The organism is Streptomyces sp. NPDC049954, assembly GCF_040656295.1.
GTDB lineage: Bacteria > Actinomycetota > Actinomycetes > Streptomycetales > Streptomycetaceae > Streptomyces.
The window spans coordinates 22,781-47,092 of sequence record NZ_JBFALS010000001.1 but is presented as its reverse complement, the minus strand read 5'-3'; the positions used below and the strand labels follow the sequence as shown (position 1 = coordinate 47,092).

Genomic DNA, 24,312 nt, shown 5'->3' with positions numbered 1-24,312 from the left:
AGAACCAGGGGGACAGGACGATGATGGGTCCGGCACACTCGCTCTCCGGGGCGGCTGCCTGGCTGGGGGTCGGGGCCCTGGCCGCCGTCGAGGGGCACACGATGCCGTGGCCGGTTCTGGTGGCCGGCGCGCTAATCTGCGCGGGCTCGGCGCTCGCCCCCGACCTGGACCACAAGTCGGCGACGATCTCCCGGGCCTTCGGGCCGCTCTCGCGCTGGGTGTGCGGATTCGTGGACGCGCTGTCGTACGGCGTCTACAAGGCGACGAAGGGCAAACGCGACCCCCGCAGGACCGGCGGGCACCGCACGCTCACCCACACCTGGTTCTGGGCGGTCCTGATAGGCGCCGGCGCTTCGGGGCTGGCCGTCACGGGCGGTCGCTGGGCGGTACTCGCGATCCTCTTCGTGCACATGGTGCTGGCCATCGAGGGCCTCCTGTGGCGCCAGGCCAGGGTCTCCAGCGACGTACTGGTGTGGCTGCTCGGCGCGACCAGCGCCTGGATGATCGCCGACATCATGGACGAACCGGGCAACGGTGCCGGTTGGCTGTTCACCGACCCGGGGCAGGAGTACCTGTGGCTGGGCCTGCCGATCGTCCTCGGCGCCCTGATCCACGACATCGGGGACGCGCTCACCGTCTCCGGCTGCCCGATCCTGTGGCCGCTGCCGATAGGCCGCAAGCGCTGGTACCCCCTCGGGCCGCCGAAGTTCATGCGCTTCCGGGCGGGCAGCTGGGTCGAGATCAAGATCCTCATGCCGGTGTTCATGCTCCTCGGCGGAGCGGGCGGACTGGTGGCTCTCAACGTCATATGAGGGCGGATCGCAACCCGTCCGAGGGCCGGGAGCACCTACCGCACCGCCCCCCTCCGGCACCGCATCACGTTCTGTGTCGCCAGGTGATCCGGTCATCGAGTCCGGTGGGGTCACCGGGCCTCCGGGTACCGCTCACTGAGCGCGCAGAGGGGCGGCCCCCCGACGGCCAGGGTGTCCCGGCCGGCCGTCGAGAGGCTGTCGGCAGGCGCCGCTCAGTCGTGCCAGGAGCGCCACAGGGCCGCGTAGGCCCCGTCCGCGGTGACGAGTTCGTCGTGGCTGCCCAGTTCGCTGATCCGGCCACCCTCGACGACGGCGATCACGTCCGCGTCGTGCGCCGTGTGCAGCCGGTGCGCGATGGCCACGACCGTCCGGCCGTCCAGCACCTTGGCCAGCGAACGCTCCAGATGCCTGGCGGCGCGCGGGTCGAGCAGCGAGGTCGCCTCGTCCAGGACGAGCGTGTGCGGATCGGCCAGCACGAGCCGGGCGAGCGCGATCTGCTGCGCCTGGGCCGGGGTGAGGGAGAAGCCTCCCGAGCCGACCTCCGTGTCCAGTCCGCCCTCCAGCGCACGGACCCAGGTGTCCGCGTCGACCGCGCCGAGCGCCGCCCACAGCTCGGCGTCCTCGGCCTCGGCCCTGGCCAGCCGGAGGTTGTCGCGCAGCGAGCCGACGAACACGTGGTGCTCCTGGTTGACCAGCGCCACATGGGTCCGCACCGCCTCGGCAGGCATCCGGGACAGCTCCGCCCCGCCCAGCGTCACCGAGCCGGTCCGCGGACCGTAGATCCCCGCGAGCAGCCGGCCCAGCGTCGACTTTCCCGCCCCCGAGGGGCCGACGAGCGCGAGCCGGGTGCCGGGCTCCACCGCGAGCGTCACCTCGCGCAGGACGTCCACGTCCGGCCGGTAGCCGAAGTGCACCTCCTGTGCCCGCACCCGGCGCCCCGAGGGTTCCACCGAGGCGTCCCCCTCCTCCGGCTCGATCTCGCTGACGCCCACGAGCCGGGCCAGCGACACCTGCGCCACCTGGAGCTCGTCGTACCAGCGCAGGATCAGCCCCACCGGTTCGACCAGCATCTGGGCGAGCAGGGAGGAGGTCGTCAGCTGTCCCACGTCGATCCAGCCCTGGAGGACGAAGACCCCGCCGACCATCAGCACCGCCGCGAGCACGGTCGTGTGGGTGACGTTGATGACGGGGAACAGCACCGAGCGCAGCCACAGCGTGTACCGCTCCCACGCGGTCCACTGCGCGACCCGGCGGTCCGTCAGCGCGACGCGCCGCTCACCGATGCGGTGGGCCTCCACGGTCCGGCCCGCGTCGACGGTCTCGGTGAGCGCGGAGGCGACCGCCGCGTATCCGGCCGCCTCGGAGCGGTACGCCTTCGGGGCCCGCCGGAAGTACCAGCGACACCCCACCACCGCCAGCGGTACGGCTATCAGTACCGCCGGGGCCAGCGGCGGCGCGGTCACCGCGAGACCGCCGAGGAGCAGGATCGCCCACACCACACCGATCGCGAGCTGGGGCACCGCTTCCCGCATCGCGTTGGCCAGACGGTCGACGTCCGTCGTGATACGGGACAGCAGATCGCCCGTCCCGGCCCGCTCCAGTACGCCCGGCGGCAGCTTCACCGCACGGACGAGGAAGTCCTCGCGCAGATCGGCCAGCATCTCCTCACCGAGCATCGAGCCGCGCAGCCGCACCATCCGGATGAACAGGGTCTGGATGACGAGGGCCGCCACGAAGATCGCGACGGTCTGCCCCAGGGGGATGTCGTCGGAGCCGTCGGACACCTTCTCGACGAGGTCGCCCAGCAGGTAGGGACCCACCATCGAGGCCACGACCGCGACGGCGTTCACCGTGATGAGCAGCAGGAACGGGCGGTGGTGCCGGCCGAACAGCTCGCCGACGTAGGCGCGTACGGTGGCCGTGCTGCCCACGGGCAGGGTCGCCGTCGTGGTGGGGGTCGCCGGATCGTAGTCCGGGGGTACGAGCCCGATCATGCCTTCTCCTCGATCTGCGTCCGCGGTGCGGTCTCCCACTCCGCGGCGCCTGCTTCCGTACCGGGGGCGGCCGGGACGGAGGCAGGCGCCGGTGTCCTGCCGCCGGTCCGCGCCGCGGTCGCGGCGGGGCCCTCCTCAAGGGTCCTGGCTGCCACCTCCTCGTCGGTCTCCCGGGTCACGACGGCCCGGTACCGGGGTTCGCCGCGCACCAGTTCCCGGTGCGGGCCGCTCGCCACGGCCCTGCCGTCGACCACGAGCACGACCCGGTCGGCGCGGTCCAGCAGGAGCGGGGAGGAGGTCATGACCACGGTGGTGCGCCCCTGCCGCAGACCCACCAGGCCCTCGGCGATCGCGGACTCCGTGTGCGAGTCGACCGCCGAGGTGGGCTCGTCCAGCACCAGCACCTCGGGGTCCGTGACCAGGGAGCGGGCGAGCGCCAGCCGTTGCCGCTGCCCGCCGGAGAGGGAGCGGCCCCGCTCGGTGATCCACTCGTCCAGCGGATCCCGGTCCGCTGCTTGCTCGCGGTTGCCCGCTTCGGCGAGCGCGGCGAGGACGTCCGCGCACTGCGCCGCGTCCAGCGCCGCCCGCGCGCGGACGGCACCGGAGGCGGGAACGTCGAGGAGTTCGCGCAGCGTGCCCGACAGCAGCACCGGGTCCTTGTCCTGCACGAGGACCGCGGTGCGGGCCGCCGCGAGAGGCACCGTGTCCAGCGCCGTCCCGCCCAGCCGCACCGAGGGGAGCCCGGCCGCGTCCGGGGCGTGTCCGCCGAGCCGCTCCGCGAGCCGGCCGGCCGCGTCCGGGTCGCCGCACACCACGGCGGTGAACGAGCCCGCATCGGCCCGCAGACCGGTCAGCGGGTCGTACAACTCGCCGGAGAGGGAACCGGAGGGCTCCGCGGAGGCCGACGGGAGTCCCGCGGCGACCGAGGGGGCCGCCTCCCGCGTGACGTCCTCGGAGAGATCGTCACGTCGCAGAGCGAGCACCCGTGCGGCGCGCTTGGCCGAGGGACGGGAGAAGGAGTACGCCATCGCGATCTCCTCGATGTGCCGCAGCGGCCAGGCCAGCAGCGTCACCGTGCTGTAGACGGTCACCAGCTCACCGACCGTCACCCGCCCCTCGCCGGCCAGGTGCACGCCGTACCAGACCACCGCGATCATCAGCATCCCCGGCAGCAGCACCTGCACCGCGCCGATCAGCGACCACAGGCGGGCGCTGCGCACGGCGGCCCGGCGCACCTCCTGCGAGGCGGCCCGGTAGCGGCCGAGGAACAGTTCCTCGCCGCCGATCCCGCGCAGCACCCGCAGCCCCGCCACCGTGTCCGAGGCGAGTTCGGTGGCCCGGCCCGCCTTCTCCCGCTGGAGGTCGGCGCGGCGCGCGGTCGGCGGGAGCAGCGGCAGGACCGACAGCCCCACCACCGGCACCCCGAGCGCCACGACGAGGCCCAGCGCGGGCTGGTACACGAGCAGGCCCACGCACACCAGGACGACGGCGAGAGCGGCCGCGAGGAAGCGGGACAGCGCCTCCACGAACCAGCCGATCTTCTCGACGTCCCCCGTGGACACCGCCACGACCTCACCGGCGGCGACCCGCCGGGTCAGCCCCGAGCCGAGGTGCGCCGCCTTCCGGATCAGCAACTGCTGGATGCGCGCGGCCGCCGTGATCCAGTTGGTGACCGCCGCGCGGTGCAGCATCACGTCGCCGACCGCCACACCGGCCCCGCACAGCGCGAGCAGCAGCCCGGCCAGGGCCAGCCTCCGGCCTGCCCCGTCGCCCCCGTCCGAGACGGCCTGCACGGCCAGTCCCACCGGGTAGGGCAGGCAGGCGATGCCGGTGAAGTGCAGCACCCCCCAGCCGAGCGCCTTGGCCTGCCCTCCGAGTTGGTGACGGCCGAGCCAGTACAGGAAGCGGGGGCCCGACCGTACGTCGGGTACTCCGGGGTCCGCGTACGGAAGATCGCGAATGTGCATGATGTCCCAGGTGCGAGGGTGAGCAAACCCGGCAAGACTCGCTCCGGGGACGGGGATAAGGCAAACGGTTTTCCGCCCTCCGGCAAAGAATCGCCCCGCTCGTCGCCGCATCCCCCCACGCCGTCGGGGCCCCGCGCGCCGGATGCGAGGATGGGTGGCATGCGTAGCGCGGGTACGGCAAGAATCGTGGTCGGCACAGCGGCCGTCCTGGCCCTGGTGACCTCCTGCTCCTCGGGGGACGGCGACGGGGGAGCGAGCACGGCGCACAAGGCCCCGCGGTCAAGTCCCTCCGCGCAGAAGGCCAGGACGACCGGTCTGACCCGCATCCCCGGCGTCGGGGACCGCCTCCGGGGACAGATCCCCGGCAACAGCCGTCAGGTCGTCGCGGTCTACGGCGAGGGCGCCGACTCGGCCGACTCCACCGTCGTGCTCTACGCCAAGCACGGCAGCACGTGGGACCAGGCCGCCCGCTGGAAGGGGCACAACGGCAAGAAGGGGTGGACCACCGACCACCGCGAGAACGACAAGCGCAGCCCCGTCGGGGTGTACACGCTGAGCGACGCGGGCGGTGTCCTGGCCGACCCCGGCGCGCGACTGCCCTACACGCAGACCGCCTCGATCCAGGCCCCCCACTACTGGGCCAAGTCCCACTGGCACGACTTCGACTACGTCGTCGCCATCGACTACAACCGCGTCAAGGGCACCCCGCCGAACGACCCCAGCCGTCCCGAGGGCCAGACCAAGGGCGGGAGCATCTGGCTGCACATGGACCACGGCAGCGGCACCTCCGCGTGCGTGAGCATCCCGAAGGCCGGCATGCGCACACTGCTGACCACGCTCGACCCCGCGCGGCACCCGGTCGTGGTCATGGGCGACAAGAAGCACCTCAGCGCCTGACATCCCCAGGCGGCGGGGCGGGGAGCTGCTGTCGCCCCCCACCCTCGCCCCTGTCGGCCCGGCTCAGGCCGGAGTGTTCACCGCGCGGACGCCCGCGGAGGTGGAGCGCGGCGGGCGGGTCGCCCGCTCCAGCTCCATCAGGACCGAGTAGTAACCTCGTCCGCCCGTCGCGTGGTCCATGCCCACCTCGCACATGCGGTTCGCGGACAGGTGCGCGTCGAACTTCCGCGAGGTGACCTCGGCGGCCTCCTTCGCCGTCGCCGACTCCGTCAGCTCCCGGTGCAGCATCCCCCGGTCGCCCGCGAAGGCGCAGCAGCCCACGTCGTCCGGCAGCACCACCTCGTGCGCGCACGCGGAGGCCACGGCCACCAGCTCGTCGACGTCTCCGAGATGCTGCATCGAGCACGTCGGGTGCACGACGGCAGAGGCCACCTTCCGGTGCACCGTCAGAAGCGGCAGCAGCTCCTCGGCCGCCCACACCAGGGAGTCCACGACGGTCAGCGCCGCGTGCAGTTCCTTGTTGGTCTCCGTCAGGTAGGGCACCACCTCGTGCGCGATGCCGAGGGTGCAGGAGGAGGCGTCCACCACGAGGGGCAGGGCCCCGCCGCGCGTCCAGCCCCAGGCCGCCTCCACGATGCGGTTGGCCATCACCGTGTTGGCGTCCTCGTAGCCCTTCGAGTGCCAGATCGTCGAACAGCATGTCCCGTCGACGTCCTCGGGGATCCACACCGGCTTCCCGGCCCGCTGCGAGACCATCACGACCGCCTGCGGCAGCGAGGGCTCGTACGGCCCCTCCGGGCCGCCGAAGATGCGGTTGACGCAGGCCGGGTAGTAGACCGCGACCGCCTCGGACCTCTTGGTGCGCGGCAGCCTGCGCGCCGCCGCGCCCGGCAGCTCCGGCAGCCACTCCGGTACGAGATCGGGGCGCACCGCCCTGCGCGCGGTCCGCGTCACCGCGCCCAGGAGCCGGTCGCTGATCTTCTCGGCGGAGGCGACCGCGAGCCGCGCGCCGGCCTCCACCACCTTGAAGTCCTTCGCGGTGAGCGTCGCGACGCGCTCCTCCCGGCCGGTGTGCCGCTGGTGGCGGAACTCCTTCATCATCACGCCGGTGTCGATGCCGACGGGGCAGGCCAGCTTGCACGTCGAGTCGCCGGCGCAGGTGTCGACGGCGTCGTAGCCGTAGGCGGCGAGCAGCCCCTCCTCGACGGGGGAGCCGCCGGCCTGGCGCATCATCTCGCGCCGCAGCACGATGCGCTGGCGCGGTGTCGTGGTCAGGTCCTGGCTGGGGCAGGTCGGTTCGCAGAAGCCGCACTCGATGCACGGGTCGGCGATCGCCTCGACCTGCGGGATCGTCTTGAGGCCCCGCAGGTGCGCGCGCGGGTCGCGGTCCAGGACGACGCGCGGGGCGAGCACTCTGGCGGGGTCGAGGAGTTCCTTGAGCCGCCACATCAGCTCCGTCGCCCGGGGGCCCCACTCCAGCTCCAGGAACGGGGCGATGTTGCGGCCGGTCGCGTGCTCCGCCTTGAGGGAGCCGTCGAAACGCTCCACGGTGAGGGCGCAGAACTCGTCCATGAACGCCGCGTACCGCTCCACGTCCTCGGGCCTGGCGGCGTCGAAGGCGAGGAGGAAGTGCAGGTTGCCGTGGGCGGCGTGACCGGCGACGGCCGCGTCGAAGCCGTGCCGCGTCTGGAGTTCGAGCAGCGCCTCGCAGGCCTCCGCCAGTCGCGAGGGCGGTACCGCGAAGTCCTCCGTGATGAGGGTCGTGCCCGAGGGGCGTGAGCCGCCCACCGCCGTCACGAAGGCCTTGCGGGCCTTCCAGTACCCGCCGATGACCTTCTTCTCCCGGGTGAACTCATTGGTGACGGAGGCGACCGGAGCGACCAGCTCCAGATCCTCCATGACCTCGGCGGCGACCCTCTCGTACGCCTCCCGCGCCTCCTCGTCGGGCGCCCGGAACTCCACGAGCAGGGCCGCGGTGGACTTCGGCAGACCGGCCCAGTCGGCAGGGACCCCCGCGACGCTCGTCGAGGCGCGCAGCGTGTTGCCGTCCATCAGCTCGACGGCGATCGCACCCGCCTCGTTGAACTTCGGCACCGCCGCCGCGGCCGCCGGCAGGGAGGGGAAGAACAGCAGGCCGGTGGAGACCTCGCGGTCCAGCGGCAGCGTGTCGAAGACGACCTCGGAGATGAACCCGAAGGTGCCCTCGGAGCCCACCATCAGACCGCGCAGAATCGACACCGGGCTGTCGCCGTCGAGGAACGCGTCCAGCCGGTAGCCGTTGGTGTTCTTGATCTCGTACTTCGCGCGGATCCGGGCGACGAGCGCGCCGTCCGCCTCGATCTCCGCCTTGAGCGCCAGGAGCCCCGCGCACAGCGCCGGCTCCGCCTCGGCCAGCCGGGCGTCGGCGTCCGGCGCCCCCGTGTCCACGATCGTGCCCGAGGGCAGCACGACCGTCATCGAGCGCACCGTCCGGTAGGAGTTGCGGGTCGTGCCCGCCGTCATCCCCGAGGCGTTGTTGGCGACGACCCCGCCCACCGTGCAGGCGATCGCGCTCGCCGGGTCCGGGCCCAGCACCCGGCCGTGGCGGGCCAGCGTCGTGTTGGCGCGCACGATCGTCGTGCCCGGACCGATCCGCGCCTGTTCCCCGTTGCCGAGCACCTCGATGCCGGCCCAGTGCCTGCGCACGTCGACCAGGATGTCCTCGCCCTGGGCCTGCCCGTTGAGCGAGGTCCCGGCGGCCCGGAACACCACCTCGCGCTGCGCGCGGTGCGCGTAGGCGAGGACGGCGGAGACGTCCTCCACGGTCTGCGCCACCACGACGACCTGCGGCAGGAAGCGGTAGGGCGAGGCGTCCGAGGCGTACCGCACGAGGTCGGAGACGCCGGTGAGGACCTTGTCCGCCCCGAGCAGCTCGGTCAGTTCGCCGCGCAGCGGCTCGGGTGTGCCACCGGCCCGCTCGTCCGGCACCCGGTCATGTGCCGCCTCGGGGCGGGAAGCGGGGCGCAGAGCATTCGGATCAGGGTCCAGCAACGGCATGTGGTGGTGCTCCCTCGCGTGTGGTGCGTGCGGCGAACGTGCGCCGGCCGGAGCCCCGCGGGCCCGCCGTCAACGCTTCTTCTTGTCACTATCCTCCAGAGCCTTCGTGCGGCTCGGGCGAGGGGGTGCCGCTTCGTCCGGGCGGGGCTCGTGCGCGTGCTCCCCCTCGGGCACCAGCCGCGCGAGCAACTGGCTGAACTGAGAACGCTGTTGAGTGGTGAGCGGCGCCAGGACGTCCTCGGCCGCCCCCCGGCGGGCGCCACGCAGCCGGTGCAGGGCGTCGCGACCGCTGTCCGTCAGCTCGATCCGGGTGACCCGGCGGCTGTCGGGATCGGGCACCCGGCGCACCCGGCCACCCGACTCCAGGCCGTCGACCAGGCTCGTGATCGCGCGCGGCACCACGTCCAGACGACGGGCCAGATCCGCCATCCGGGGCGGGTGCTCGAAACCCGCGACGGCGCGGAGCAGCCGGCCCTGCGCCGGAGTGATACCGAGAGGCTCCAGATTCTGCTTCTGGATGCGGTGCAGCCGACGGGTCAACCGCAACAACTGCTCGGCGAGCAGGCCGTCCCGGTCGGGTGGAGCGCCGGCACCGTCTTCGTGCTGCTCGGCGTGGCCGGCGGAAGGGGAGGGGGTCATGCGGGGAATATTAACAGGATGACGCTCATTGTGTACCTAGGTAACAATGAGCTACGCTCTCTTTTGCCGTCTCGTGGCCGGGTCCTGCCTCGCGCCGCCCCGCACCCCTGAGGAGCCCATGCGTCCCCCGGAAATCAACTGGACCCCACCGGTCAAAGCCGATGAGGAACCCCGTCAGATCCGGCGCATCCTGCGCCTGTTCCGTCCCTACCGAGGCCGGCTCGCCGTGGTCGGCCTGCTCGTCGCCGCCTCCTCCCTCGTCTCGGTCGTCACCCCGTTCCTGTTGCGCGAGGTCCTGGACACCGCCATCCCGCAGGGCCGCACCGGCCTGCTGAGCCTGCTGGCCCTCGGCATGATCCTCAGCGCGGTCGTGAACAGCGTCTTCAACGTGTTGCAGACGCTCCTGTCCACCACGGTCGGCCAGCGCGTCATGCATGATCTGCGCACCTCGGTCTACGGACGTCTGCAACGCATGTCGCTCGCCTTCTTCACCCGCACCCGCACGGGAGAGGTGCAGTCGCGCATCGCGAACGACATCGGCGGGATGCAGGCCACGGTCACGTCCACCGCGACCTCCCTGGTCTCCAACCTGACCAGCGTGATCGCCACCGTCCTCGCGATGCTCGCCCTCGACTGGCGCCTGACCGTCGTCTCCCTGCTGTTGCTCCCCGTCTTCGTGCTGATCAGCCGACGTGTCGGCCGGGAACGCAAGCGCATCACCACCGAGCGGCAACGGCAGATGGCCGTCATGGCCGCCACCGTCACCGAGTCCTTGTCGGTGAGCGGCATCCTGCTCGGCCGGACCATGGGCCGGGCCGACTCGCTGACCCGTTCCTTCGCGCGCGAGTCCGAGGAACTGGTGGACCTGGAGGTGCGCTCCAGCATGGCCGGCCGCTGGCGCATGTCGGTGATCAGCATCGTCATGGCCGCGATGCCCGCACTCATCTACTGGGCGGCGGGGCTCTCGCTCCAGTTCGGCGGCCCGGGGATCTCCATCGGCACCCTGGTCGCGTTCGTCTCCCTCCAGCAGGGCCTGTTCCGACCCACGGTGAGCCTGCTCGCCACCGGCGTCCAGATCCAGACCTCCCTCGCGCTCTTCCAGCGCATCTTCGAGTACCTCGACCTGCCGATCGACATCACCGAGCGTCCGCGGCCCGCCCGGCTGGACCGCGCCAGGGGAGAGGTCCGCTTCGAGGACGTCGAGTTCCGCTACGAGCCCGACGGCGCCCGCATCCTCGACGGCATCGACGTGACGGTCCCGGCCGGCGGCAGCCTCGCCGTGGTCGGCCCGACCGGCTCCGGCAAGAGCACCCTCAGCCATCTCGTGCCCCGGCTGTACGACGTCACGGCGGGGCGCGTGACCCTCGACGGGGTGGACGTGCGCGACCTGGACTTCGACACTCTTGCCCGCTCCGTCGGCGTCGTCTCCCAGGAGACCTACCTCTTCCACGCCTCCGTCGCCGAGAACCTGCGGTTCGCCAAGCCCGAGGCCACCGACGAGGAACTGGTCGCCGCCGCCCGGGCGGCGCAGATCCACGAGCACATCGCGTCCCTCCCGCAGGGGTATGACACCGTGGTCGGCGAGCGCGGGCACCGCTTCTCCGGAGGGGAGAAGCAGCGACTCGCGATCGCCAGGACCATCCTGCGCGACCCGCCGGTACTCGTCCTCGACGAAGCCACCAGCGCCCTGGACACCGCGACGGAACGGGCCGTGCAGCAGGCCCTCGACGAGTTGTCCGCGCACCGCACCACCATCACCGTCGCCCACCGGCTGTCCACGGTGCGCGACGCCGACCAGATCGTGGTCCTGGAAGCCGGCCGCACGGCCGAACGCGGTACGCACGAGGAACTGCTCGCCCTCGACGGCGCCTACGCCGCGCTCGTGCGGCACGACACCCGCCGTGACCAGCAGGAAGCCAGACTTGAACCGACGGCATAGGAATCGATCACTTTTGTCGGATTCTCCGGGTTAGCGTGCCCGCATGACACGACACCCCGACCCGCGAGGCGGAGCGCAGGGCGACGGCGGCCGGGACGGCCGGGACAAGGGCGCCGCCACGGGCGCACCACGGCCCGTACGAAGGCCCCCGGGCCGGGCCCCGCGTACGCGCGGCGAAAGGCCGCGTCACCGTCTGACGCGACGTGGCCGCCTGAGCCTGCTGATCGCGGGAGTCCTCGCCGTCGCGGCGACGGTCACCGTGCCCCTCCTGCTGTCCGGGGAGGAGAACCCGGGCCCCCGGTCCCTGACGGTCCCCGAGGGCTGGCGGGCCCGGCAGGTGTACGCCGCTGTCGACTGTGCCCTGCGGCTGTCCAAGGGGGCCACGGAAGCGAGCGTCGCCTCAGCGGGACTGCCGCTCCCCGCCGAGGCGAAGGGCAACCCGGAGGGCTACCTGTACCCGGCCACGTACCCCCTCACCGGCGACTCGACCCCCGCCTCGGTGCTGCGCTACATGGTGCGCACGGCGAAGGAGAGGTTCGCGGGCCGCCGTCCTGCCGCCGTGGCCGACCGCGAGGCGGTCTCCCCGTACGAAACAGTCAAGGTCGCGAGCATCGTGCAGGCGGAAGCGGCCACCGACAGCGACATGGGGCGCGTGGCGCGGGTCGTCTACAACCGCCTCCACCGCGGGATGCCGCTCCAGATGGACTCCACCCTCAACTACGCCCTGGGACGCAGCTCTCTGGACACCACCGGCGAGGACACCCGCGTCGACAGCCCCTACAACACCTACGCCAGGCGCGGTCTGCCCCCCACCCCCATCGCGAGCCCCGGGGAACAGGCCGTCCGCGCGGCCGTCGCCCCCAGCGTCGGCGACTGGCTCTATTTCGTGACGGTCGGCCCGGGAGACACCCGCTTCACCGGGGACTACGCCCAGCACCGGAAGAACGTCGCGGAGTTCAACCGGCGCCGCAGCACGGCGACCCCGGGTACCTGACCCCCACCGGAGCACGGCGACCTCGGGTTCCTGGGCCGCGGCCGGCCCGGCTCAGGCCACCGCGGCACCGGCGGTGAGCGCGCCGGCCTCCGCCCCCGGATCAGGCGGTCCGCCGCTCGCCCCACCGACCCCACCGGTTCTGTCCGGCCCGCCGAGCAGCCGACGCACTTCGCGCACGGCGGCCCTGCCGGCCCGGTTCGCCCCGATGGTGCTCGCGGAGGGTCCGTAGCCGACGAGGTGGATCCGTGGATCGGCCGCCACCCGTGTCCCCACGAGCTGTATCCCGCCGCCCGGACCGCGCAGGCGGAGCGGGGCCAGATGCTCCACCGCGGGGCGGAATCCGGTCGCCCAGAGGATGACGTCGGCGTCCACCTGCCGCCCGTCGGCCCACACCACCCCGTCGGGGACGATCCGCTCGAACATGGGCCGACGGTCCAGAGTGCCGTCCGCCAGACCCGCGCGCAGCGCGTCGTTGAGGAGGAGCCCGGTGACGGAGACGACACTGCGCGGCGGCAGCCCGCGCCGTACCCGGTCCTCCACGAGCGCGACGGCGGCCCGCCCCTCCTCCTCGCCGAACGGCCCCTCCCGGAACACCGGTTCCCTGCGGGTCACCCAGGTGGTCTCGGCCGCGAGCGGGGCGATCTCCAGGAGATGCTGGGTCGCCGAGGCCCCTCCTCCGACGACCACGACCCGCAGCCCCGCGAATTCCCCGGGCCCCCGGTAGCCCGCGGTGTGCACCTGTCGCCCGAGGAAGGTCTCCTGTCCCGGATAGCGCGGCAGGAACGGACGGTCCCAGGTGCCGGTCGCGTTGATCAGCGCCCGCGTGGACCACACCCCGTCCGTGGTCTCCGCGCGAAGCCGCCCGCCCTCGCCCTCCCGCACGGCCCGCACGTCGACCGGCCGTCGCACCCGCAGTCCGAAGGCCCGCTCGTACGCGCGAAAGTACTCACCGACCACCTCGGAGGACGGGCGCCCCGGGTCGGCCCCGGTCAGCTCCATGCCCGGCAGCGAGTGCATCCCGTGCACCTTGCCGTAGGTCAGGGACGGCCACCTGAACTGCCAGGCCCCGCCCGGCCCGGGCGTGTGGTCCAGCACCACGAACTCGCGGCCGGGCTCCCAGCCGCTCCTGCGCAGGTGGTACGCGGCCGACAGCCCCGCTTGTCCGGCCCCGACCACGACGACCTCGACCTCGCGCACCGCACCCTCACCGTTCACGTCCACCCCAACGACACGGCGCCCCGGGATCTTCCCGCGCACCACGCCACTCGCGAGCCCCCGGCCTGGCCGGAGCACGGCGCGTTCCGTTCCCGCCGCCCCGCGAAGTGCGCGAGGATGCCGCCATGACCGACGCATTCAGCACCCAGGTCCTCGACGTCCACACCGGTGGCGAGGAGGTGGTCCTCGACATCACCCGCCACTGCGAGACCTTCCTCGAAGAAAGGGCAGCCGGCCGCGACGGCCTCCTCAACCTCTTCGTCCCGCACGCCACCGCCGGAATCGCCCTCCTCGAAACCGGCGCGGGCAGCGACGAGGACCTGCTGGAGGCGCTGCGCACCCTCCTGCCCGCCGACAACCGCTGGCACCACCGCCACGGCACCCCCGGCCACGGCCGCGACCACGTCCTGCCCGCCCTCGTCCCCCCGCACGCGACCCTCCCGGTCGTCGCGGGCCGGCTCGAACTCGGCACCTGGCAGTCGGTGTGCCTGGTGGACACGAACGTGGACAACCCGGAGCGGCAGGTGCGGTTGAGCTTCCTGGGGTGACCAGGTGACCAGGATCGGTCGCCCGGGCGGTGCCGCCATATCTCCGTACCCTGCGTGTGCGAAACGGAGAGACCCTGCCCGGTACGGACCTTGGAATGATCGAGCGCCCCTACGACGGATGAGGCAAGTGCCTGGTGGGTGCAGGACGCCTGCCACGTGTGAAGGCGGCTGTGTCCTCACCTCGGCGACGACACCTGCCGTCTCCCAGGCCAGGAAGGCGCGGGCACACGTCTCGCTCGGGCGGATCAGGGTGGGCAGCGCGCGTAACACGTAGCCGGGGTGGAACGCGGCGAAGACCTGGGTGGGATCGACGAGGGCGAGGCGGTCGACCCGCTGTGGTGCGTGCAGTGCGTACCGGACAGCAAGCCAGGCGCCGTACGAGTGACCGCAGGTACGTGCGATCGAGCCCGAGCCCGTCCAGCAGCGCGTCCAGCCAGGCTGTCAGATCGTCGGCGTTCTTCAACGGTCTGCCCCGGCTTTCGGTGCGGCCGGCGTCACCCAGCAGATCGACCGCATGGACGCGGTGTCGCTCGCCGAGAACCGGTGCGTTGGCGAGCCAGACCAGGCCGGTGGCTGAGCCGCCGGGCAGCAGCACCAGTGGCTTGCCGTCCGCAGGGCCGTACACGTGGACCCGGGTGCGCCCGTAAGGCGTGGCGACGTCGCGCTCCTCGGTGGACTCGGGCCAGCGCGTGCGGAACTCGTCGTAGACGAGGTCGAAAGCGGACAGCGGCACGGCATGTCTGCTCGGCGCCGAGTTCGCCGCGCGGCAGGGGCTGCATTCCACGGATGTGCGCGCGCTGATCCACCTGATGGACGCGGCGAGGACCGGCACCCGTGCCACGCCCGGGTGGCTCGGCGGGCAACTGCGCCTGAACTCGGCAGGGACCACCGCCCTGCTGGATCGGCTGGAGCGGCTCGGACTGGTCCGGCGCAACAGGGACACGGCCGACCGGCGACGAGTGCTGCTGGAAGTGGAGGAAAAGGCCACGGAACTCGGGTGGGCCTTCTTCGGGCCGGTGATCGGAGAGTTGGTGGTTGTCGCCGAAGGTTTCGAGGCGGGCGAACTGGAGACGGTACGTCGCTTTCTGGCCTCGGTGCTGGAGTCCGCCGGGCGGGCACGTTCCGTCTGAAACTCAGTGGCACGGCGACACGGCGGCATGACGGTCCCGGCGGAGAGCAGGCAGATCCGCGCCACCACGCCGGACGGTGCTCGTGGTCCGTGGTCGGCCGCCCAGCGGTTCTGCACCCAGCACATCGCGCTGACTACGGTCCCCTCGCGCAAGGCTCGTGCGCTCTGGCCACGTACGCCTGGATCGCGGATGCGAAGAAGGCGGCCCTGTCCTGTGACGGGGAGTCCGCCACCGTCGCGCCGCCCTTCTCGGTGAAGTGCTACGGCGTCTCGTGCTCCTCCGCCTCGGTCACCACCGACGCTCACCCGGAGGGCAGATGCGGTTGTCGTTCCTCGGGAAGCTGTGATGAGGCCGCGACGGGAGCAGGGTGATCCGGGCGTGCCAGGGGGCCGGTGCGCGTGTGCACCGGCCCCCTGGCCGGAGTGTGCCGGTTACTGGTTACTGGTGAAGCGGATGTGGCGGGGCGGGGTCAGTTCAGGTCGAAGCGGTCGAGGTTCATGACCTTGGTCCAGGCGGCGACGAAGTCCGTCACGAACTTCTGCTGCGCGTCGTCGCTGGCGTAGACCTCGGCGAGGGCCCGGAGTTCGGAGTGGGAACCGAAGACCAGGTCGGCGCGGGTGCCGGTCCACTTGACCTGACCGCTTGCGTCGCGGGCCTCGAACTCGTCCTGCGCCGAGGACGTCGATTTCCAGGTGATGCCCAGGTCGAGCAGGTTCACGAAGAAGTCGTTGGTCAGCGTGCCCGGGCGGTCGGTGAGGACGCCGTGCTTCGAGCCGCCGGTGTTGGCGCCCAGCACGCGCAGGCCGCCGACCAGGACGGTGGTCTCCGGGGCGCTCAGCGTCAGCAGGTTGGCCCGGTCGAGGAGCAGGTACTCGGCGGGCAGGCGGCTGCTCTTGCCGGCGTAGTTGCGGAAGCCGTCGTAGGCGGGTTCCAGGGCGGCGAAGGACTCGATGTCCGTCTGCTCCTGCGTGGCGTCGACCCGGCCCGGGGTGAACGGCACCTGTACCTCGACGCCGGCGTCCTTGGCCGCCCGCTCGACGGCCGCGTTGCCCGCGAGGACGATCAGGTCGGCCTGGGAGACCTGCTTGCCACCCTTGGCGTTGAAGGATTCCCGGACCCCTTCGAGAGTGCGCAGTACCTCGGCCAGCTCGTCCGGGTCGTTCACCTCCCAGCCGCGCTGCGGATCGAGCCGGATCCGGGCACCGTTGGCGCCGCCGCGCTTGTCGCTGCCGCGGAAGGAAGCGGCCGAGGCCCACGCGGCCGACACCAGCTGCGCCACCGTCAGTTCCGTCGCAAGCACCTGCTCCTTGAGCGCGCTGATCTCCGCGGCGTCCAGTAGCTCACCGGTGCGCGCGGGCAGCGGGTCCTGCCACAGCAGCACCTCGGAGGGAACCTCGGCGCCCAGGTAGCGCTGGATCGGGCCCATGTCGCGGTGCGTCAGCTTGTACCAGGCGCGTGCGAAGGCGTCCGCGAACTCGTCCGGGTTCTCGTGGAAGCGGCGCGAGATCTGCTCGTAGGCCGGGTCGAAGCGCAGCGAAAGGTCGGTGGTGAGCATCTGGGGCCGGTGCTTCTTCGACGCGTCGTGCGCGTCGGGGACGGTCGCCTCCGCGTCCTTCGCGACCCACTGCTGAGCACCGGCCGGGGACGTGGTCAGTTCGTACTCGTAGGCGAAGAGGTTGTGGAAGAACTCGTTGCCCCACCGGGTCGGGGTGCTGGTCCAGGTCACCTCCAGACCGCTGGTGATGGCGTCCCCGCCCTTGCCGGTCCGGTACGAGCTGCGCCAGCCCAGGCCCTGCTCCTCCAGCGGGGCGCCCTCGGGGTCCGCGCCGACGTTCTCCGCGGGGCCCGCGCCGTGCGTCTTGCCGAAGGTGTGGCCACCGGCGATGAGGGCGACGGTCTCCTCGTCGTTCATCGCCATCCGGCGGAAGGTCTCGCGGATGTCGCGGGCGGCCGCGACCGGGTCCGGGTTGCCGTTCGGGCCCTCGGGATTGACGTAGATCAGGCCCATCTGGACCGCGCCGAGCGGGTTCTCCAGCTCACGGTCGCCGGTGTAGCGCTCGTCGCCGAGCCAGGTGGTCTCCGGGCCCCAGTAGACGTCCTCCTCCGACTCCCAGACGTCCTCGCGGCCACCGGCGAAGCCGAAGGTCTTCAGGCCCATGGTCTCCAGGGCGACGTTGCCGGTGAGGATCAGCAGGTCGGCCCAGGACAGTGCCTGGCCGTACTTCTTCTTGACCGGCCACAGCAGACGGCGGGCCTTGTCCAGGTTGCCGTTGTCCGGCCAGCTGTTGAGCGGGGCGAAGCGCTGCTGACCGGCGCCCGCGCCCCCGCGGCCGTCGCTGATGCGATATGTGCCGGCGCTGTGCCAGGCCATGCGGATCATCAGCGGCCCGTAGTTGCCGAAGTCGGCCGGCCACCAGTCCTGCGACGTGGTGAGCACCTCGGCGATGTCCCGCTTCACCGCGGGCAGGTCGAGCGCCTGGAACGCGGCCGCGTAGTCGAAGTCCGCACCGAGCGGGTTCGCCACGGCGGGGTTCTTGGCGAGGATCTTCAGGTTGAGGCGGTCCGGCCACCACTGGCGGTTTCCGCCGCCCTGCGTGGGGTGCGCCGCGCGGCCGTGGGCCACGGGGCAGCCGCTCGCCTGCGCCTCGGGCACCTCGGGGACGGCTGTCTCGGGCGAATCCGGGGTCACGGGGTCGAAGACGTGCGACTCGTGGTTCTCGGTCATGGGCAATCCTTCCGGACCGGGTGGGTCGTGGAGCGCTGAACGGGAGGGGAGGATTCGGGCCGTGCAGAAGGGGCACGCGGTGAGCCAACAGCCTCGTCGCGACCGCCCGAAGACCTTTCGGACCACCGGGCGGGACGGTCCCGGGCGGTGAGACGGGGACGGCCTTCGGCCGGCGCGTGGCGGTCGGCCGGTCGCGATGTCCCGTCACCTGTCTCTGCTGCCGTAGCGGAGTCTTCCTGTCCCTTGGATGCAGCCGGGATCGATCCTACGATGGACTTCGTCCAAGTCAAGAAGTGCGCTAAAACCGTAACGGCTAAAACCACCACGACGGTGCGCGACGTCGTCGGATCCTTTCCGGGGCCGCGCGTCCCCCGCGAAGCGGAGCAGTGATACGAGATGAGCGACCTTCTTCAACGGTTGCGGGACCGTAGCTGGCGGTTGACCTCGCAGCGGCGTGTCGTCGCCGAGGTCCTCGACGGCGACCACGTGCACCTGACGGCGGACGAGGTGCATCTGCGGGCCGCCGTACGACTGCCCGAGATCTCCCGCGCGACCGTCTACAACACGCTGGGGGAACTCGTCGCGCTCGGCGAGGTGCTGGAGGTCTCCACCGTGGGACGGGCCAAGCGCTACGACCCGAACGCGCGCCGCCCTCATCAGCATCTGGTGTGCTCCGGCTGCGGCACGGTCCGAGACGTCCACCCGGCAGGCGACGCCCTCGCCGACCTGCCCGTGGCCGAGCGGTTCGGGTTCACGGTCGGTTCGGTGGAGATCACCTATCGCGGTCTGTGCCCGGCCTGCGCCTGACCTGGGGGCCGTCGGCGTCGTGGCGCCAGGCTCGCCTCGGACGCGCCGCAGCCGGAGGGTGCTCGCCCTGCTCGTGCCGGACCGGCTGACACGGGCCCTGTCGGATCGTTCCCGACCGGCCGCTTTGGACGCGGAGCCGAACCAGCAGGTGATGACCACGCGATCTCGAAACGGGGTTCGGCGGGCACGAACGGAGACACATCGGAGGCTCGGCGCGGCTGAGCCTCCTCGGTGGGTGGGTCGCTCCGGTGCGTCCCTTTCGTGCCCGGCCCGGCCACTGCCGCCGACGTGGCCGCTGAGCCCGGATCGGGGCCGGGGCCCGCCGGGGCCACGTCGAGTGGACCGAGTCGGGCCGGATCGTGGCCGAGGGCCCTTCCGGCAAGGTCGTCACCGCCGAACCGTCCAGGACGCCTTCGGGCCCCGCTCCCCGTACGTACCCGCCGTGTTCTCCTGCCCGGCCCTGCCGTTAGGTTTGTGTGCAGGACAGCTACGCACGCTCGGCAGAGGTGCCTGGGGGACAGGAGGTCGGCGAGAGTGTCGCTGCGCGGAGGTGACCCGGTCGAGATCGGCGGCTACCCGCTTGAGGCGCGTCTCGGCTCGGGTGGGATGGGCACGGTCTTTCTGGCCCGGACGAGTTCGGGACGGCCGGTCGCGATCAAACTGATCCACCAGCAGTTCGCGGGGGACGACGAGTTCCGTATCCGTTTCCGTCAGGAGGTGGCGGCGGCGCGGCGGGTGAGCGGCGCGTTCACCGCCGCCGTGGTCGACGCGGCCCCCGAGGCCGAGCAGCCGTGGATGGCGACGACCTACATCGAGGGGCACACGCTCGCCCAGCGCATCGCCATGGAGGGGCCGCTGAACGGAGCGGAGCTGAGGAGACTCGCCATCGGGCTGGCGGAGGCGCTGCGCGACATCCACCGGGTGGGGGTCGTCCACCGTGACCTCAAGCCCTCGAACGTCGTGCTCTCCCCCGAGGGGCCGCGCGTCATCGACTTCGGCATCTCGCGCGCCGTGGACCAGCAGACGCTGACGATGACGGGGCGGGTCATCGGCACGCCGCCCTTCATGTCGCCGGAGCAGTTGCAGACACCGCGTGGGGTGGGGCCCGGGTCCGACGTCTTCTCGCTGGGGACGCTGCTGGTGTACTCCGCGACGGGACGCGGGCCCTTCGACGCGGACAGCCCGTACATGACGGCGTACCAGGTGGTGCACGAGGAGCCGTCGCTGGGAGCCGTGCCGCCGGCTCTGCGCGCGGTCGTCGAGTCGTGCCTGGACAAGGAGCCGGAGGAGCGACCCTCGGCCGACCAACTCCTCGTGCTGCTGCGGGACCTGCCCGCCGACCTCGGGGGGAGCGACGCCCCCGGGGCCGACGCGGGCCGCACCCGCGACGTGATCACTCAGCAGCACTCCGCGGGGCCTGCCACACCGGCGCCGACCGCCCTGCCCACCGACCCGGCCGGTCGCGACACCAGTAGCCTCTCCGTACCCGCCGGCCGCCGTCTGCGCAGCCGGTGGCGTCCTGTGCTCGCGGCCGCGGTGGCGGTGGCGGCGATCGGCGGGGGAGTCGCCGTGCTGGAGGCGGGCAGCCGCGACGGGAACAGCGGCGGTGACAAGGAGGGCGACAGCGTCGCGGTGCCGGGCGCCGCGCTTCCGGACGGCTTCACACCGTGGCGTACGACCGTGCGGGGCGGTCGCCCGGACATCCCCGACGAACTGCGGTGCGTCGGGCGCGGTGAGGCGCTGTTCTGCGGGGGCGGCGGCGTCGTCGCGACCCGCGTCAGCACGGTGGACGGCTCGCGGGCGTGGACGGTGAAGAGCCCGGGCGTCCCCGTCCAGGGCATGCACCTGGTGGGAGCGACCGACGATACGGTGCTCGGTTACCGATTCGCCGCCGAGGACGCCCCGCGGGACCCGGCCGACGAGGTGGTGGCCGTCGACGCGGACAGCGGCCGGGAGCTGTGGTCCGTACCGTCCGGCGCCCAGTCTCGGGCCGTCACGGGGCGGACTCAGGACGCCGTGGTCGCCGGTTCCACCGTCGTGACGGTCGATGCCTCCGACTCCCGCTTCGAAGCCCGCGAGGCGCACAGCGGTGAGGTCACCTGGACGACGTCCTTCCCCGCAGGTACGCAGTGCGCCCCCGTCCCGGTGGGCCCGCGGCTCTTCGCGATGTGCGCGACGGCCGCGGAGGTGGACGCCTCGGAGGTGCGCCACCCCACCCTGTACGCGGTGGACCGGGGCTCGGGGACACTCGGCGAGCCCATCGCGGTCGACGGTCCCGCCGTGCCGATGGGCGTCGCCGGCGGGAGGCTGGTACTCCTTCAGGAACGTATGGAGGGGACGGCGTCGGCCGGCTACGACGGGGTGGCGCGCGTCGACCCGGCCTCGCGGAAGGTCACGTACTCCCGGCTGGCCAGGACCTACGCGGGGACGCCCGGCATGGCGGACGGCACCGTCTACGTGAGCGGACAGACCGGTCTCGTCACGGCGATCGACCCCGCGACCGGACGGAAGAAGTGGTCGCGGCAGACGGGCGTGGAAGGCGCCTCGGGGCCCGCCGCCGGGGCCGGCGCACTGTACTTCAGCTCGGCCACCGGCCGGGTGGTCGCGCTGTCGCCGAACGACGGCAGCCTCCGGTGGACGACAGATCCGCAGGCCGACGGCCTGACGGGCGAGCAGGGCGCGAGCCCCCGCGTGACCGTCGCGGGACGCCTGGTGATCGTGGCCGCGGACAAGAACACCCTCTTCGCCTTCGACACGCAGAAGCCGCCGAAAGCGCGCTGAGCCCGGCGGCGTCGGCCGTCCACCCCGCCCCGCGGACACCTCAGGGACCCCCTCGGTCGCCAACGCGGCGACGGGGGAGTCAGAGACGACGGCCAGCACGCGGCGTGCTCCCGCAGCAGCCCGGGCAGCGGACGGAGGGCGGCCATCGGGGCTGGGCCCGCCGGAGAGCGCCGCGCACGACAGCCCCGTGACCGCACCCGGAGAGCTTTTCCTCCCAAATCGATACTTTCCGCCCATAGCAGTACGCTGATCGCGGCGGTGCCCACGAGGGCTCCCCCTGCCTGGTGCTCGGCTCCAGTACGGGACCGGGTGCCCCAGCCATGCGATGCGCGGGAGGACCGATGACCAACCCCGAGCAGGACCCGAACCAGCAAGAAGGCCCGGCGGACGGTGGCGCGGCCGGTACGCCTGGGGTGCATGACGGTGGTGCGGACGGTGGGGCGGAGGGGCCGGCGGACGGCGGGGCGTCGGGTACGCCGGGTGTGCATGACGGTGGTGCGGACGGTGGTGCGGACGGTGGGGCGGAGGGCCCGGCGGACGGTGGCGCGTCGGGTACGCCTGGGGTGCATGACGGTGGTGCCGATGGTGGGGCGGAGGGGCCGGCGGACGGCGGGGCGTCGGGTACGCCCGGGGTGCACGACGGTGGTGCGGACGGCGGCGCCGACGAATCCGGCGACCGCTCTTGACCGCCTCGCGCACCGAGTTCCAGAACCCCGGCCCCACAGCGGGTGCCGGGGTTCTGGAGACCCGTCTGACCGGCTTGCCCCGGGAGGAGTTCGCCCGCGCGGTGTGGGCGCGCACGGCGTTGCTCACGCGGGGCGCGAGTGACTTCCGCGACCTGTTCTCCGCCGACGCCGTGGACGAACTGGTCTCGCGTCGCGGACTGCGCACCCCGTTCCTGCGGGTGGCAAGGGACGGCGCCACCCTTCCGGAGCCGTCGTTCACCTCGTCCGCGGGCGTCGGCGCCACCGTCGCCGACCAGCTCGACGACACCGCCCTGTGGCGCGAGTTCGCCGACGGCGCCACCCTCGTCCTGCAGGCGCTGCACCGCACCTGGGGTCCGGTCGGGGAGTTCAGCTCCCGGCTGAGCACCGAGCTGGGGCACCCGGTACAGGCCAACGCCTACGTCACTCCGCCCCAGAACCGCGGATTCGACGACCACTACGACGTCCACGACGTCTTCGTCCTGCAGATCGAGGGCACCAAGCGCTGGCTCATCCACCGCCCCGTGCACCCCGACCCGCTGCGCGACCAGCCCTGGACCGACCGCCGCGCCGCCGTCGCCGAGGCCGCGAAGGGCACGCCGTACATCGACACCGTGCTCGCGCCCGGCGACGTCCTCTACCTGCCGCGGGGCTGGCTGCACGCCGCCCGGGCGCAGGGTGAGGTGTCGATCCACCTGACGCTCGGGGTCCACAGCTGGACGCGGTACGCGCTGGCCGAACAGCTCGCCCAGTCCGCACTGGCGGCGCTGCGGGACGATCCCGCGATGCGCGCCGCTCTGCCGCTGGGCGTGGACGGGCCGGCCGACGAGATCGGCCCGGTCCGCGAACGCCTCGTACAAGCCCTGGCGCAGGCCGATCCCTCCGCGCTGTTCCACCGCACGCGGCGGCGCCAGGGGCGCCCGGCACCGCTCGGGCCGCTGGCCCAGCGGGCGGCCGTGGACGGGCTCGGCCCCCGGTCGCGGGTACGGCTCCGTGAGGCGCTGGAGGCCCGGCTGGACGGCAGGCGTCTGACCACGCGCGTGGGCTGGCTCGACTTCCCGGAACACGACCTGCCGGCGGTGGCCCGCCTGCTCGACGGCGCGGTCCGCACCGCCGGTGAGCTCGGTGTCGGCCTCGTCGGGAGGCTGCTGCGCGCGGGCGTCCTCGTGCCCGCAGACCGTAGACCACCGACCTCGCCGCCGTGACCGCGAGGGAACGTTTCTTCTGCGCCGAGGCCGCCGAGGCCCGAGGTGACTCGATCACGGGCACGGCGCCGTACGGTGTCGTCTGGGTGCTCGTCGAGTACCGCGGCGGCTGGCCGGCCAACGGTTTCGACGGCCTCGCCCTCAAGCCCGGGACCAAGGCGCTCGTGTACCGCGCCGCCCAGGCGGTGCGGGCACGGGTGCTCCTGGTCAGGCGGCACGGACGCCGCGCGCCCGAGGGGCCCCGGCGCTGGGCGGTACTGCGCTACGACCACTGCGGTGCCCACCGCCAGCAGTGGGGCACGTGGAGGCGTGACGAGGATCTGGCGGAGATCGCCGGGGCCCTCGGCGCCCCCGGTGAACCCGGCTTTCCTCCCGTAGTGCTCGTGTGCGCCCACGGCCGGCACGACACCTGCTGCGCGGTGCGCGGGCGGCCCGCGGCGCGCACCCTGAGCGAGCGCTGGCCGGACCTGGTGTGGGAGTGCACGCACGTGGGCGGCGACAGGTTCGCCGCGAACGTCGTCCTCGCACCCGACGGTGTCTACTACGGCGGCCTCGACGCCGCATCATCCGTCGAAGCCGTCGCGGAGCACCTGGCCGGCCGTGTGCACGCGGCGCACCTGCGCGGGTACACGGACCTCTTTCCGCCGCAGCAGGCGGCTGTGGCAGCGGTCCTCGGACGCTTCGGCCCGGCCGGCCGGCACGACTACGCCGTCGCCGGGACGACCCGCGTCGACAACCACTGGAGCATCCGTGTCGTCGGGCTGCACCCGACTCTGCCGACGGCCCTCGACGTCGAGGTGCGCTCCCACCGCACATCGCCGCGTCAGCTGACCTGCCGGGGCCCGCAGTTGAGCCCGGCCCTCGTCTACGAGGTCACGTCGATCCGCGTCCGCTGAAAGAGGTCAGCTCTCCCCGGGGC

Annotated in this window: 17 protein-coding genes; 11 read left to right on the top strand and 6 right to left on the bottom strand. The window is 72.6% G+C overall.

All coding sequences use genetic code 11. The features are described from left to right. Nucleotides 1-20: 20 nt before the first annotated feature. Nucleotides 21-812 carry a metal-dependent hydrolase gene (locus tag AB0J21_RS00190; RefSeq protein WP_363143458.1) on the top strand — a complete coding sequence of 264 codons (792 nt, stop codon included), beginning with the start codon at nt 21-23 and terminating at the stop codon, nt 810-812. Between the two features lie 212 nt (nt 813-1,024). On the opposite strand, the gene AB0J21_RS00185 is transcribed toward AB0J21_RS00190, so the two are convergent. Continuing rightward, entirely contained in the window at nt 1,025-2,806 is a 1,782-nt protein-coding gene (locus AB0J21_RS00185) for an ABC transporter ATP-binding protein (protein ID WP_363143457.1), read from the bottom strand. Continuing rightward, nucleotides 2,803-4,773 (bottom strand): ABC transporter ATP-binding protein, encoded by a 1,971-nt coding sequence (locus tag AB0J21_RS00180; protein ID WP_363143456.1) that lies wholly within the window; start codon nt 4,771-4,773, stop codon nt 2,803-2,805. The genes AB0J21_RS00185 and AB0J21_RS00180 overlap by 4 nt, the downstream gene beginning before the upstream one ends. Before the next feature lie 159 nt (nt 4,774-4,932). On the opposite strand from AB0J21_RS00180, the gene AB0J21_RS00175 reads away from it, so the two are divergent. Continuing rightward, nucleotides 4,933-5,670 carry a hypothetical protein gene (locus AB0J21_RS00175; protein ID WP_363143455.1) on the top strand — a complete coding sequence of 246 codons (738 nt, stop codon included), beginning with the start codon at nt 4,933-4,935 and terminating at the stop codon, nt 5,668-5,670. A gap of 63 nt (nt 5,671-5,733) precedes the next feature. Here the strand turns inward: AB0J21_RS00175 and AB0J21_RS00170 are convergent, their stop codons facing one another. Together AB0J21_RS00170 and AB0J21_RS00165 are read right to left on the bottom strand one after the other, a co-directional pair. Then, nucleotides 5,734-8,706 (bottom strand): FAD-binding and (Fe-S)-binding domain-containing protein, encoded by a 2,973-nt coding sequence (locus tag AB0J21_RS00170; RefSeq protein WP_363143454.1) that lies wholly within the window; start codon nt 8,704-8,706, stop codon nt 5,734-5,736. Nucleotides 8,707-8,775: 69 nt separating this feature from the next. Continuing rightward, nucleotides 8,776-9,345, bottom strand: coding sequence for a MarR family transcriptional regulator (locus AB0J21_RS00165; protein ID WP_363143453.1), 570 nt, complete (start codon nt 9,343-9,345; stop codon nt 8,776-8,778). Nucleotides 9,346-9,463: 118 nt separating this feature from the next. Between AB0J21_RS00165 and AB0J21_RS00160 the strand changes: the two genes are divergently transcribed. Continuing rightward, entirely contained in the window at nt 9,464-11,284 is a 1,821-nt protein-coding gene (locus tag AB0J21_RS00160; protein ID WP_363143452.1) for an ABC transporter ATP-binding protein, read from the top strand. Between the two features lie 43 nt (nt 11,285-11,327). Beyond that, complete coding sequence (gene mltG, locus AB0J21_RS00155) at nt 11,328-12,278, top strand: endolytic transglycosylase MltG (RefSeq protein ID WP_363143451.1); 951 nt, start codon at nt 11,328-11,330, stop codon at nt 12,276-12,278. Between the two features lie 51 nt (nt 12,279-12,329). Here mltG and AB0J21_RS00150 read toward each other — a convergent pair whose 3' ends face one another. Next, nucleotides 12,330-13,499, bottom strand: coding sequence for an NAD(P)-binding domain-containing protein (locus AB0J21_RS00150; RefSeq protein WP_363143450.1), 1,170 nt, complete (start codon nt 13,497-13,499; stop codon nt 12,330-12,332). Nucleotides 13,500-13,618: 119 nt separating this feature from the next. On the opposite strand from AB0J21_RS00150, the gene AB0J21_RS00145 reads away from it, so the two are divergent. Continuing rightward, nucleotides 13,619-14,041: a secondary thiamine-phosphate synthase enzyme YjbQ gene (locus AB0J21_RS00145; RefSeq protein WP_363143449.1), complete on the top strand. Its 423-nt coding sequence runs from the start codon at nt 13,619-13,621 to the stop codon at nt 14,039-14,041. A 740-nt stretch (nt 14,042-14,781) separates the two neighbouring features. Continuing rightward, nucleotides 14,782-15,171 carry a MarR family transcriptional regulator gene (locus tag AB0J21_RS00140; RefSeq protein WP_363144061.1) on the top strand — a complete coding sequence of 130 codons (390 nt, stop codon included), beginning with the start codon at nt 14,782-14,784 and terminating at the stop codon, nt 15,169-15,171. A gap of 469 nt (nt 15,172-15,640) precedes the next feature. Here the strand turns inward: AB0J21_RS00140 and katG are convergent, their stop codons facing one another. Further along, nucleotides 15,641-17,896, bottom strand: a complete 2,256-nt coding sequence (gene katG / locus AB0J21_RS00135) for a catalase/peroxidase HPI (RefSeq protein ID WP_363143448.1) — start codon at nt 17,894-17,896, stop codon at nt 15,641-15,643. 396 nt (nt 17,897-18,292) lie between these two features. Between katG and AB0J21_RS00130 the strand changes: the two genes are divergently transcribed. The 5 genes from AB0J21_RS00130 (at nt 18,293) to AB0J21_RS00110 (ending at nt 24,289) form a co-directional block, all read left to right on the top strand. Then, nucleotides 18,293-18,703: a transcriptional repressor gene (locus tag AB0J21_RS00130; RefSeq protein WP_363143447.1), complete on the top strand. Its 411-nt coding sequence runs from the start codon at nt 18,293-18,295 to the stop codon at nt 18,701-18,703. A 534-nt stretch (nt 18,704-19,237) separates the two neighbouring features. Beyond that, nucleotides 19,238-21,484: a PQQ-binding-like beta-propeller repeat protein gene (locus AB0J21_RS00125; protein WP_363143446.1), complete on the top strand. Its 2,247-nt coding sequence runs from the start codon at nt 19,238-19,240 to the stop codon at nt 21,482-21,484. A gap of 341 nt (nt 21,485-21,825) precedes the next feature. Next, the gene (locus AB0J21_RS00120; RefSeq protein WP_363143445.1) at nt 21,826-22,170 is read left to right on the top strand and encodes a BatC protein; all 345 of its coding nucleotides are present in this window, start codon (nt 21,826-21,828) and stop codon (nt 22,168-22,170) included. Next, on the top strand, nt 22,167-23,393 hold the full coding sequence (locus AB0J21_RS00115) for a cupin domain-containing protein (RefSeq protein WP_363143444.1): 1,227 nt from the start codon (nt 22,167-22,169) through the stop codon (nt 23,391-23,393). Before AB0J21_RS00120 ends, AB0J21_RS00115 begins: the two co-directional genes overlap by 4 nt. Beyond that, entirely contained in the window at nt 23,390-24,289 is a 900-nt protein-coding gene (locus AB0J21_RS00110) for a sucrase ferredoxin (protein ID WP_363143443.1), read from the top strand. Before AB0J21_RS00115 ends, AB0J21_RS00110 begins: the two co-directional genes overlap by 4 nt. Nucleotides 24,290-24,312 lie beyond the last annotated feature (23 nt).